We start from the raw sequence: 12486 nt of genomic DNA on the forward strand, positions 1-12486 counted from the left end.
GGCCACACCGCTCAGTCCGCGCGGGTGGACGGCTCATATGGAGGTCTCCGTCGTGTCCTGGCCCGCCGACCTGCTGGCTCTGGCCGCCACCACTCCCGAAGCCCCGGCCGCCACCCTTCTGGAGGCCCAGCAGACCGCCAGTGACGCGGCCGGGTACGTCGAGGAGAACTGGTCCAACTGGCTCAACGTGGGCCTGAAGATCCTGCTGATCGTCGTGATCGCGGCGGTGCTCCGGTCGGCGGTGCGCCGGGGCATCACCAAGCTCATATGTCGGATGAACCGCGGGGTCGACGCCGTGGAGGGCACGGTGCTCGGCGGGATGCTGGTGAACGCGGAGCGCCGCAGACAGCGCTCCGAAGCGATCGGCTCGGTGCTCCGGTCCGTCGCGTCCTTCCTGATCATGGGCACGGCTGGGTTGATGGTGCTGGGGGCACTCCAGATCAACCTCGGCCCCCTGCTGGCGAGTGCCGGCGTGGCCGGCGTGGCCATCGGCTTCGGCGCCCGCAACCTGGTGACGGACTTCCTCTCCGGGGTGTTCATGATCCTTGAGGACCAGTACGGGGTCGGCGACAAGGTGGATGCCGGTGTCGCCTCCGGCGAGGTCATCGAGGTGGGGTTGCGCGTGACGAAGCTGCGCGGTGACAACGGCGAGATCTGGTACCTGCGCAACGGCGAGGTCAAGCGCATCGGCAACCTCAGCCAGGGATGGGCCACCGCGAGCCTGGACGTGCAGGTCAAGCCGAGTGAGGACCTCCGCCGAATCCGCCAGTTGATGGCGGAGGTCGGGGGGGCGATGTCCAAGGAGGAGCCGTGGAACGAGCGGCTGTGGGGCCCGGTGGAGGTCCTCGGCCTGTCGGAGGTGTTGCTGGCCTCCATGACGGTCCGCATCTCCGCGAAGACGATGCCCGGACAGCACCTGGCCGTCGAACGTGAGCTCCGCTGGCGAATCAAGGAGGCCTTCGACCGGGCGGACATCTCCATCGTCGGCGGCGCTCCGGCAACCGAGGACGCCGACTCCGCGGTGGACGCCTCGGCGGGCGTCGCGCCGCCTTCGGCCCTGGCCAATCCGATCTCCCCGCAGTCCATCGCCGCGTCTGCGATCCCGGCTTCGGCCACCACGAAGCTCGCGAAGTAGCCCCCGCGGGCAGTCCAGCACCACCCTCTTGCGCCCTCGCGGACAGGTTCAGACCTGTTGCGGGGGCGCAAAGCATTGACGGCCCCGGTCCGAGCACCCTAAGTTCCTGAACAGGAGACAGGAAGGTTTCCTAACAGTCATCCTCGGATGCCTCCCGGCACTACACCAAGGAGCAGCGCATGGCCATCACACCGGGCACCCCCCGCGTGCTGCGGGCCATGAACGACCGCGCCGCGCTGGACCTGCTGCTGGAACACGGGCCGCTCTCTCGCACCAGGATCGGAGCCCTCACCGGGCTGTCAAAGCCCACCGCCTCCCAGCTACTCGCCCGCCTCGAAAGCGCCGGTCTCGTCCTCGCAACCGGCACCACGGGCGGGCGCCCCGGCCCCAACGCCCAGCTCTACGCCCTCAACGCCCGCGCCGCCCACGTGGCCGGACTGGACGTCACCCCGGAGCGGATCCTGGCCGCGGTCGCCGATCTCACGGGCCGAACCGTCGGGAGCTACGAACTACCGGCAGACGCCTGCGCCAACGCCGTGGACCGGGTCGGTCGGGCACTGGACGGCGCCGTCAAGGCCGCCGGCCTCACCCGCTCGGACCTGCATCGACTGGTGATCGCGACCCCTGGCGCCTTCGACCCGCACACCGGGCAACTGCGTTACGCCAGCCACCTGCCCGGCTGGCACGGCGAGACCCTGCTGGCGGACCTCGCGGCGGCCCTGCCGATGCCCGTCGAATACGAGAACGACGTGAACCTCGTGGCGATCGCCGAACAACGCCGCGGGGCCGCCCGCGGTCACGAGGACTTCGTGCTGCTGTGGAACGAGGCGGGCATCGGAGCGGCCCTCGTCCTCGGCGGCCGGTTGCACCGCGGCTGGACCGGTGGCGCCGGGGAGGTCGGCTTCCTGCCCGTGCCCGGTACCGCCCTGGTGCGCGAAGTGACCCGCGCCAACTCCGGTGGCTACCAGGAGCTCGCCGGCGTCCAGGCGGTACCCCGCCTGGCCCGCGAACTGGGCATCGAAACAGCCGTACACCCCACGGACCCGCTCGCCGCCGCCACCACCTTGCTGCAACGCGGCGCCACCGCGCCGGAAGGGCCGTACCGCCGCCTGCTGGAGGTCTTCGCCACCGGCGTCGCGGTGGGCCTCGCCTCCATGGTCGCCGTACTCGACCCGGAGATCGTGGTGTTGTCCGGCGCCACCCTGACCGCGGGCGGTGAACCACTTCGAGAACGGGTCGAGGCCGAACTCGCCGAGCTCGCCGCCTCGCGACCCCGACTGGTGATCGGCGAGGTCCGCGAACGACCCGTGCTGCGCGGGGCGTTGGAAAGCGCCCTGGCAGCCACACGTGACGAGGTCTTCGACACCTCCCGGCACTGAGGCGCACCCGCGCCCCCGCACGTTCACCCGCGTGCCCCGGGACCAAGCCGCCTCTCGCCATGCCCAAGCACCAAAGCGCAAGCAGCACCCAAGCACCAAGGAACCGCACCCACACGCCACCCCTCCCCGCCCAAGGAGCCCACCGTGCCGAGGATCCGCAGACTCGCCGCCCCAGCCCTCGCCCTCGCGATATCGGTGCTCGCCAGCGCCTGTACCGGCCAGAGCTCCGGCGGCGCCCAGGACGACGCCAAGCAGGACGTCACCCTCAACTTCTGGCACGGCTGGAGCGCCCCGGGGGAGGTGAAAGCGATCCAGGAGAACGTGTCCCGCTTCACCAGGGCCCACCCGAACATCAAGGTCAACGTCACCGGGAACATGACCGACGACAAGATCAACCAAGCGCTCCGGGCCGGTGGTCCCAAAGCCCCCGACGTGGTGTCCTCCTTCACCACGGACAGCGTGGGCAAGTTCTGCACCTCGGGCGCCTTCGTCGACCTCAACCCCTTCCTGGCGAAGTCGAAGGTGGACAAGGCGAAGGTCTTCCCCGCCACGCTCTTGGACTACACCCAGTTCAACGGCAACCAGTGCACCCTGCCGCTGCTGAGCGACGCCTACGGGCTCTACTACAACAAGGACGCCTTCAAGGCCGCCGGGATCACCCAACCACCGAAGACCTGGACGGAGTTCTCCGAGGTAGCGCAGAAGCTGACCAAAGCCTCGGCCGACTCCTACGAACGACTCGGCTTCATGCCCAACTTCCACGGCTACGAGACCACCCCGATGCACTACCTGTCGCAGTGGGGGCCGGTGGCGTACTTCGACTCCGCCGGGAAGTCGAACATCGCCAAGGACCCTGCCTTCGCCAAGATGTTCACCTTCCAAAAGGACCTGGTGAACAAGCTCGGCGGCCACTCGAAGCTGGAGAGGTATCGCAACACCTTCGGTGACGAGTGGAGCGCCGAACACCCCTTCCACCAGGGCAAGGTAGCCATGCAGCTGGACGGCGAATGGCGGCTGGCGATGGCGCGGGAGGCGGGCGCGAAGTTCGAGATCGGCACCGCCCCGCTCCCGGTGGCCGACGACCAGGTCGACGACTACGGCAAGGGCTACCTCTCCGGAACCATCATGGGCATCGCGGCCACCAGCCAGAAGCAGAACGCTGCTTGGGAGTTGGTGAGGTACATGACCACCGACACCGAGGCGGTGGTCGCCTTCGCCAACGGCATCCACAACGTCCCCTCCACCCTGGCGGCGCTCAGCTCACCGGAGTTGGAGATCGCCGAAGGGTTCCAGACGTTCATCGACATCGCAAAGCACCCGAAGTCGAACACCACACCCGCCCAGCCCGACGGCGGCCAGTACCAGCTGACCCTCCAGGACTTCGGCTACCGGTACGAGAAGGGCTCAGCCGGTGAACTGGCCGGCGGTCTGGCCGAGACCGCCCGTCAGATCGACACGGACCTCGCGAAGGTGAAGTAGCTCTCGATGAGCACGCCCACCTTGCTCGTGCAGCGCCGCCGGGGGGGGGGGGGGGGGGGGGGGGGGGGGGGGGGGGGGGGGGGGGGGGGGGGGGGGGGGGGGGGTGGGGGGGGGGGGGGGGCGGGGGGTCGGCCCGACACCGCCCGTCATATCGACACGCACCGCGCTATGGTTAATTACCTCTCTTTCACCACGCCCCCGGTGGGGGGGGCCGCGCGGGGGGGGGGCGGCGCGCCGCGCCGCCGCCTTCATGTCACCGTGGCTGATCGGCTTCGGCGTCTTCTTCGCCTACCCGCTGCTGTCCACCCTCTACTTCTCCTTCATGGACTACGACGGCTTCCGGACACCGGCCTTCAACGGGTTGGCCAACTGGTCGTACGTCTTCGAGGACTACCCACTCTTCTGGCCGGCCCTGCGCAACACCCTGTGGCTGGTCACCGTCATGGTGAGCTGCCGGGTGGTCTTCGGGCTGGGCATCGGGCTGCTGATCACCAAGATCAAGACCGGGGCCGGGGTCTTCCGCACCTTCTTCTACCTGCCCTACCTCGCCCCTCCGGTGGCAGCCACCCTCGGCTTCGTCTTCCTGCTGAATCCGGGCACCGGTCCGGTCAACTCGCTCCTGGAAACGGCGGGGCTACCCACACCCGGTTGGTTCACGGACGCCACTTGGTCCAAGCCGGCCCTGACCGTGCTCGCACTGTGGGGCATCGGCGACCTGATGGTCATCTTCATGGCCGCCCTGCTCGACGTGCCGAAGGAGCAGTACGAGGCCGCGCAGTTGGACGGGGCGGGGGCCTTGCAACGCTTCCGGTTCGTGACCCTGCCGAACATCTCGCCGATCGTGCTGTTCGCCGTGGTCACCGGAGTGATCCAGGCCATGCAGTACTACACCCAACCGCTGGTGGCAGGGAAGGTGGCTGCCGGAGTGATCGGAGGCTCCGGGCAACAGTTCGAACCCGGCTATCCGGACAGGTCCACGCTGACCCTGCCCCAGCTCGTCTACAACCTCGGTTTCCAGCGGTTCGACTACGGTTCGGCCTGCGTCATCGCCCTGGTGCTCTTCGCCCTCGCCATGGCGTTCACCGCACTCTTGATGCGTCGCCGCGGTGGACTCCTCCAGGCAGGTGACTAAGACCATGGCGCTGACTCTTCCTCGACACCGGCGCACCGCAGCGCTCCACTGGATAGCCGTCCACACGCTGGGCGTGGCGGCGGCCCTGTTCTTCGTCCTCCCCTTCGTCTTCCTCTTCCTGACCTCACTGATGAGCGACCAACAGGCGCTGACCAGCTCGCTGTGGCCACGCACCTGGGAGTGGGGCAACTACGCGCAGGTCTGGAACGCACCCGGATTCGTCACCTGGTGGCGCAACACCTTGCTGTACGCCGGGCTCGGAACGCTGCTGACCGTGCTGTCCTCGATCCCAGTGGCCTATGCACTCGCCAAATTCCGTTTCCGCGGGCGCAACCTGTCGCTGATGCTCGTCATCGCGATGATGATGCTGCCACCGCAGGTGATCGTGATCCCCATGTACCTCTTCTGGGCGAAGCAGTTGGGCCTCTCGGGCACCCTGTGGCCCCTGATCATCCCGCTGGCCTTCGGAGACGCCTTCTCGATCTTCCTCCTCCGCCAGTTCCTGCTGACCATCCCGAACGAGTACCTGGACTCCGCGAAGGTGGACGGGTGCGGGGAACTGCGCACCCTTGTGCGCGTAGTGCTCCCCATGGCCAAGCCCGGCATCGCGGCCGTGGCGCTGTTCCAGTTCTTCGCGCTCTGGAACGACTACTTCGGACCGCAGATCTACGCCTCCGAGAACCCGGCCGCCTGGACGCTCAGCTACGGCCTCGAATCGTTCAAGGGCGCGCACCACACCAACTGGAACCTGACCATGGCCGCCACCGCCCTGGTCATGGCACCCGTGATCCTGGTCTTCTTCTTCGCTCAGAAGGCGTTCGTCGAGGGTGTCACCCTGACCGGGGTGAAGGGCTGAAGCCAGCGCCCACGCCCCACCGTTCGGCCGACTCACAACGGCCCACCCGGGCGGTCAGCCGCCCGCGCACTCCAACCCGTTTGCCCTCCGCCTGCCCGTGCGGAGCACCCCCGGAGGTAACCCGATGAAACTCGCCGTAGTGGGTGGCGGTTCCACCTACACACCCGAGCTGATCGACGGCTTCGCCCGGTTGCGGGACACCCTGCCGATCAGCGAACTCGTCCTCGTGGACCCGGCAGCCAGCCGCCTGGAACTCGTCGGCGGCCTGGCCCGGCGGATCTTCGCCCGCCAAGGGCACCCCGGGACCATCACGACCACCACGGACCTCGACACGGGCGTCGCCGACGCGGACGCCGTACTCCTCCAACTGCGGGTCGGCGGGCAGGCCGCCCGGCAGCAGGACGAGACCTGGCCCCTGGAGTGCGGCTGCATCGGGCAGGAGACCACCGGTGCCGGAGGCCTGGCCAAGGCGCTGCGCACCGTCCCGGTCGTCCTGGACATCGCCGACCGGGTGCGGCGCAGCAACCCCGACGCCTGGATCATCGACTTCACCAACCCCGTGGGGATCGTCACCCGAGCGCTGCTGCAAGCGGGCCACAGAGCAGTCGGCCTGTGCAACGTGGCCATCGGGTTCCAACGCAGGTTCGCGGCACTGCTCGGCGTGACCCCCACCGAGGTCCACCTGGACCACGTGGGCCTCAACCACCTCAGCTGGGAACTGGGAGTACGCATCGGCGGCCCCGACGGTGCGGACGTACTGCCCCGGCTGCTCACCGAACACGCCCCCGCGATCGCTGCGGACCTGCACCTACCGACACGGCTCCTGGAAGAGCTGGGCGTCGTCCCCTCGTACTACCTGCGCTACTTCTACGCCCACGACGAGGTGGTGGGCGAACTGCGCACCAAACCCTCGCGGGCCGCCGAAGTGGCCGCGATGGAAGCCGAACTGCTGGCCCTGTACGGGGATCTTGACCTGGCGGAGAAGCCGGATCTCCTCGCCCGCCGCGGCGGGGCCTTCTACTCGGAGGCGGCCGTGGACCTGGCGGCCGGACTCCTGGGCAACGGCTCCGGCGCCTCCCCGGTACAGGTGGTGAACACCTACAACCGCGGCACGCTGCCCTTCCTCCCCGACGAGGCCGTGATCGAAGTTCCCGCCGAGATCGACGGCTCGGGGGCCAGGCCGCTGCCGGTGCCGCGGCTCGACCCGCTACACGCGGGCTTGATCGCACACGTCACAGCGTACGAGGAACTGGCTTTGGAGGCGGCCCTGCTCGGCGGCCGGGAGCGAGTCTTCAAGGCGCTGCTCGCGCACCCGTTGGTCGGCCAGTACGACCTCGCACAGTCGCTCACCGACCGGTTGGTCGCCCACAACCGGGAGCACCTGCCATGGGCCTGACCGTTCGGGAGAACAGCCCGGTCACGGTCCTGGCCATCGACGCGGGCAACAGCAAGACCGACGTGGCACTGCTCGGTGGCGACGGACAGGTGCTGGGTGCCGCGCGGGCCGGCGGCTTCCAGCCGCCGCGGATCGGAGTGGCAGCCGCAGTGGACCTCCTGGAGAAGGCGGTCCGCGACGCCGCTGCCGACGCCGGCCTGGGCCGCCTGCCCAAGGCCCGACATCTCTCCGCCTGCCTGGCCAACGTCGATCTGCCGGTGGAGGAGCGCCAGTTGACCGAGGCGCTGGAGGAACGCGGCTGGGCGGAAGCGGTCGACGTACGCAATGACACCTTCGCCCTGCTGAGGGCAGGCGTGGAGGAACCCCGCGGGGTGGCCGTGGTCTGCGGAGCCGGTGTGAACTGTTGCGGAATGCAGCCGGACGGACGCACCGCCCGCTTCCCGGCCCTGGGAAAACTCTCCGGTGACTGGGGCGGCGGCGCCGGACTGGCCGAAGAGGCCCTTTGGTACGCGGCCCGGGCCGAGGACGGGCGGGGAGCGGACACCGAACTGGCCCGGGCGCTGCCTGCACACTTCGCACTGGACTCGGTGTACGCGCTGATCGAGGCGTTTCACCTGGGCCGGATCCCCCCTGGACGACGACACGAGCTCACCCCGGTGCTCTTCGCGGTGAGCGCGGCCGGAGACCCGGTGGCCCACTCCCTGGTGGAGCGGATGGCCGACGAGGTGGTGGCGCTGGCCGTGGTCGCGTTGCGTCGACTGGGCCTGCTCACCGTACCGGCACCGGTGGTGCTCGGCGGCAGCGTGCTGGCGGCCGAACACCCGCAACTCAATGGGCGGGTGGAGCGCCTCCTAGCCGAACAGGCACCACTGGCCCAGCCTTCGGTGGTCACCGCCCCACCGGTGCTCGGGGCCGCGCTGCTGGGCCTGGACGCCCTGAACGCGGACCGCGCCGCACACCGCAGGGTGCGCCGCCACTACGGGGGTTGACGCTGCCCGATCGCGGGCAGGCGCGGGAACCGGAAGGAAGCGTCCCGACGTATAGACGGGCGGGGGCGCCGCATCCCACCGGCGGAACCGGAGATCCGGTCATTGATGCTGCCGTCGGCGATCTCTACGGCCATACTGCTGGCCGGGGACCCGTCCCCCGGTGCGGCGGGCCCGCCCACCGTCCGCGACCGAGGGGGAGGTCAGGTGACCAACGCATCGAGCACGCTGAGCAAGCCGGGCAGCGGGGCCGCCGGCGCCGCGGCGCCGCCCGCGGCGGCCGGTCCACCACGGCGGACCGCCTGGGCGGAGGGCGTGGACCGGCTTCGAGCCGCGGCAACTACCGAACCCGGGCGGCTGCGGATCATCGGCGCGGTCGTCGCCGGCCTGCTGTTGACCTTCGGGGTGGTGACCGCCTACCAGGTCACCGACCGGGCGGCAGCCGCCGAGGACGTGGTGGGCCGCAGCCAACCACTCAGCGCCGACGCCGCGGACATCTACCGCTCCCTGGCGGACGCGGACACGGCGTCCGCTAGCGGCTTCCTCATCGGCGGTCAGGAACCGCGAGAAGTCCGCGAACGCTACGAGCAGGACATCGCCATGGCCTCCCGACTGTTGGTGCGGGCCGCTTCGACCGCTGACGGCTCCAGCGAGTCGGGGCAGGCGATAGCCCGGCTCAACGAACAACTGCCCCGCTACACGGGCCTGATCGAGGCGGCCCGTGCCAACAACCGCCAGGGGCTGCCGCTGGGCGGCGCCTACCTGCGGTACGCGAACGAGCAGATGAGCACCCAGTTGCTGCCTGCCGCCCAACGGCTCTACGAGGCGGAGACCCGCCGGCTCTACCAGGACTACGACGGGGCGAAGGCATGGCCGGTGGCCGCACTCGGTGCGGGACTGGTCGCACTGGCCGTGCTGGTGTGGGTCCAGCGGCGGACGTACCGGCACACCCACCGGGTGTTCAACCCCGGGCTGCTGGCCGCCACCGGCGCTGCGACGGTGGTGCTGCTGTGGCTGGCCGTCGGTCACACGGTGGCCCGAGCCGGGCTCGCCGACTCACACGTCCACGGACAACAGTCGCTGAAGGTGCTCAGCGACGCGCGGATCAGTTCCCTCCAGGCACGGGCGAACGAGAACCTCACCCTGGTGGCGCGGGGCGCCGTACTCGCCCAGGACAACAAGTCGGACAAGTACGACTCGAATTACGCCCAGGCGATGGCGGAGTTGAAGCGCGGTCTGACCGAAGCCGCACGGCTCGCCGACGACCGGGCCGGCAGCGAACCGGTCCAACGGGCGGCGGCCGGGGTGCTCCAGTGGACGGAGCGGCATCGGACGGCCAGGGAAACCGACAACCAGGGCGACTACGAAGGCGCCCTGGAGAAGGTCCTGGGCAGCGCGAACAGCACGGGCCAGAGCTTCGACGAGGTGGACGCCTCGATCCACCAGGCACTGGAGCACGAACAAGCTGAATTCACCCGGGCTGCCGACGGCGGTCGACGGGCACTGGACGGGCTGGCCATCGGCGCCGCCGTGCTGGCGGTCCTGGGCGCGGTGGCCGCACTCCTGGGCATCGGGCGCCGGCTTTCGGAGTACAGGTGAGATGCGGATGCTGACGCGAAGCGCGAGTGCGCCCGGGGCGCGCGGCGAGCAGCTGACGGGGAAGCCGCTCGGTTCTGCGCGCCGGTTGCGTGGTTGGGGCGGGGTCACCGCAATGGCCCTCGCCTGCCTCTTGACGATCGCCGCCGTGCTGCTGCCGCTGGCATCGACGGACGGACACCCCGGCGCGGCACAGCAGCACTCTCGGGCCCAGACCAGCCGGGCCAGCATCCCCCAGATCCGGGCCGACAACTGCTCGGATCCGGAGGCGAGCCTTGCGCCGTCCAGCGCTGACGGAGCGACGATCGACCGGATCAAAGCGGCGGGCAAACTCGTGGCGGGCGTGGACCAGAACAGCTTCCGCTGGGGTTACCGCAACCCGACCACCGGACACCTCGAAGGCTTCGACATCGACCTGGTGCGGGCCATCGCCGCCGACATCCTGGGCGACCCGGACGCGGTGATCTACCGGGCGATCCCCACCAGCCAACGGATACCGGCGCTCAAGGAGGGCCGGGTCGACGTGGTCGTTCGGACGATGACAATCAACTGCGAGCGATTGGCGGATGTGGCCTTCTCCACCGCCTACTTCGAAGCCGGTCAACAAGTCCTGGTGCCCGAGGGTTCCTCGGTCAAGGGGTACGACGCCACCCTCAAAGGCAAGCGGATCTGTACGGCGAACGGTTCCACGGCTCAGGCGGCCCTCAGAGCGAAGTCCTTCGGGGCGGACATCTCCGTCACCGTCCCCAACCAGCTCGACTGCCTGGTCCGACTCCAACTCGGCGAAGTCGACGGGATCGTCACGGACAACGCCCTCGCAGCCGGTCAGGCCGCCCAGGACCCCTCAGTGAAACTGGTGGGCGTGCCGTTCACGAAGGAGTTCTACGGTGTGGCCATGAATCGGGGAGCCACCGATCTGGTGCGCCGGGTCAACAAGGTGCTCGACGGCTACCGCCAGGGCGGTTCCGGCAGCCCGTGGATGACGGCCTACCGTAAGTGGCTGGAAGCCGATCTTCCTGGCGTCCTCGGGCCACCGGCACCCAAGTACCGCGAGGGCTGAAACGGTTGTCACCGGGCAGTCCGCGAGGGGCGGAGCCGGCCGGGACGGGTCGACAGAGCGGAGAGGTGATCGATGGGCGGCACGGGACCTTCCACCGGTTCGACCGACGGGCCGGCACGCCCGGTGATGGATCGGGACGAGGTCGACCGTGCGCTGGCCAGGCTGGGGGCGGAGCACGAGGCGATCGAGACCTCCCTCCTGGAGCTCCTGGACCACGCGGGACGCCGGCTGCTCGAAGGCGCCGAACTGACCGGCGTCACCAGGGAGCGCTGGGCGGCCACCGATGCGGACATCGCCGCCCTGTGGTCCTGTTTCGACGCCTACGCGGCTGCTCTGGAGCGAGCCCGGGCAATCCGGTCACGGCGTCGCTGGCCCACCCGGGAGGACCTGGCCGAGCTGACCGAGCAGTTGCGCGGCCCCAGTGTGACCGTAGCCGGCGGGGCGACCGCTGGAGGGTCGCTGCTGGCGGAACAGTTCACCCTTGAGGCGATGGTCTCCCGGATGAACGTCCTCTACGCGCGCTCGCTGGACATGGTGGTCACGGCCGACGCCGTCTGGTCGACGCTGCCCGCCCGGATCGACCTGCTCGCCGCCGAGCTCCGCCGCACCCGGTCACTTGCTCGTTCGGTGGGGGTACGCCCGGGCGAACACCCGGCGGGCGACCGGCTCGATTCGCTCACGGAGGACCTGACCATGCTCCGGGCCCAGGTGATCAGCGATCCGCTGGCCTTCTGGGCTCCCGCCTCCGGTAGTTCCGCTCCGGGCGGCGGCCGGAGCGACACCAGTCGGTACGACCGGGCGGCGCGCGCCCTGGAAGACGTGCGCCGGGAGATCGAGGCGGTGCTTGCGGTACGGCAGGACGCGGAGGCGCGGTTGATCGGCCTGCGGGACGTGCTCTCGCGAGCCGACCGGACGCTGGCAGAGGCCCGCCTGGCACGCGGTGAGGTACTCGCCAAGATCGCTGCCTCCGAGGTGCCCGCGGTCAGTGGGCCGCCGACAGCGCTCCAAGAACGGCTGGCAGCAGCCGCGGAGTACCGTCGCCGCTCCCAGTGGCACCGGCTCTCGCCGCTCTTGGAGTCCCTGGAGGAACAGGCGGAGAACGAGCTGGAGCGGGCCAGAGCCTCGCTCACGGCGGTGACCGCACCACTGGCGGTCCGCGCCGAACTGCGCGGTCGCCTCGATGCGTACAGGGCGAAGGTGGCCCGGCACGGGATGGCGGAGGATCCGGTGTTGATCGAGCGCTATGACATCGCCCGGCGGATGCTGTGGAGCGCGCCCTGCGACCTGCGGGCCGCCGAACAGGCGGTACTGCGCTACCAACAGGCCACCGCTGAGGTACTGGTGCCCCGGCAGTCCGGCCCCGCGGACCGGGAGCCGCCGCACGACGGGGGACGCCCATGAGTCGCAGAACCGCGGGGCGCGACCCAGGATTCCGCCCGGACGGCGCGCCTCGGCCCTGCGCCCCGT

At 69.9% G+C, this 12486-nt stretch carries 10 protein-coding genes; all 10 read left to right on the forward strand.

The annotated features are described in order from the left end of the window. Positions 1 to 37 precede the first annotated feature (37 nt). The 10 genes from ACFYMC_RS05770 to ACFYMC_RS05815 all read left to right on the forward strand — a co-directional run bounded on the left by ACFYMC_RS05770 (position 38) and on the right by ACFYMC_RS05815 (position 12420). Positions 38 to 1135 carry a mechanosensitive ion channel family protein gene (locus ACFYMC_RS05770; protein ID WP_388519351.1) on the forward strand — a complete coding sequence of 366 codons (1098 nt, stop codon included), beginning with the start codon at positions 38 to 40 and terminating at the stop codon, positions 1133 to 1135. A gap of 179 nt (positions 1136 to 1314) precedes the next feature. Then, complete coding sequence (locus ACFYMC_RS05775) at positions 1315 to 2514, forward strand: ROK family transcriptional regulator (RefSeq protein WP_388519353.1); 1200 nt, start codon at positions 1315 to 1317, stop codon at positions 2512 to 2514. Between the two features lie 144 nt (positions 2515 to 2658). Continuing rightward, positions 2659 to 3993, forward strand: coding sequence for an ABC transporter substrate-binding protein (locus tag ACFYMC_RS05780; protein WP_388519356.1), 1335 nt, complete (start codon positions 2659 to 2661; stop codon positions 3991 to 3993). A 250-nt stretch (positions 3994 to 4243) separates the two neighbouring features. Further along, complete coding sequence (locus tag ACFYMC_RS05785) at positions 4244 to 5125, forward strand: carbohydrate ABC transporter permease (RefSeq protein WP_388519359.1); 882 nt, start codon at positions 4244 to 4246, stop codon at positions 5123 to 5125. 4 nt (positions 5126 to 5129) lie between these two features. Continuing rightward, complete coding sequence (locus tag ACFYMC_RS05790) at positions 5130 to 5981, forward strand: carbohydrate ABC transporter permease (protein WP_388519362.1); 852 nt, start codon at positions 5130 to 5132, stop codon at positions 5979 to 5981. A gap of 124 nt (positions 5982 to 6105) precedes the next feature. Next, positions 6106 to 7377 carry a 6-phospho-beta-glucosidase gene (locus ACFYMC_RS05795; protein WP_388519365.1) on the forward strand — a complete coding sequence of 424 codons (1272 nt, stop codon included), beginning with the start codon at positions 6106 to 6108 and terminating at the stop codon, positions 7375 to 7377. Continuing rightward, a complete protein-coding gene (locus tag ACFYMC_RS05800; RefSeq protein WP_388519367.1) occupies positions 7368 to 8366 on the forward strand; it encodes an N-acetylglucosamine kinase in 999 nt (332 codons plus the stop codon). The genes ACFYMC_RS05795 and ACFYMC_RS05800 overlap by 10 nt, the downstream gene beginning before the upstream one ends. Positions 8367 to 8471: 105 nt before the next feature. Continuing rightward, positions 8472 to 9962, forward strand: coding sequence for a hypothetical protein (locus ACFYMC_RS05805; RefSeq protein ID WP_388519370.1), 1491 nt, complete (start codon positions 8472 to 8474; stop codon positions 9960 to 9962). 7 nt (positions 9963 to 9969) lie between these two features. Then, positions 9970 to 11019 (forward strand): glutamate ABC transporter substrate-binding protein, encoded by a 1050-nt coding sequence (locus ACFYMC_RS05810; RefSeq protein WP_388519373.1) that lies wholly within the window; start codon positions 9970 to 9972, stop codon positions 11017 to 11019. Between the two features lie 126 nt (positions 11020 to 11145). Continuing rightward, complete coding sequence (locus tag ACFYMC_RS05815) at positions 11146 to 12420, forward strand: hypothetical protein (protein WP_388519792.1); 1275 nt, start codon at positions 11146 to 11148, stop codon at positions 12418 to 12420. Positions 12421 to 12486: the final 66 nt, after the last annotated feature.

Origin of the sequence: Streptomyces sp. NPDC006879 (genome assembly GCF_042869595.1) — a bacterium.
Taxonomy (GTDB): domain Bacteria; phylum Actinomycetota; class Actinomycetes; order Streptomycetales; family Streptomycetaceae; genus Streptomyces.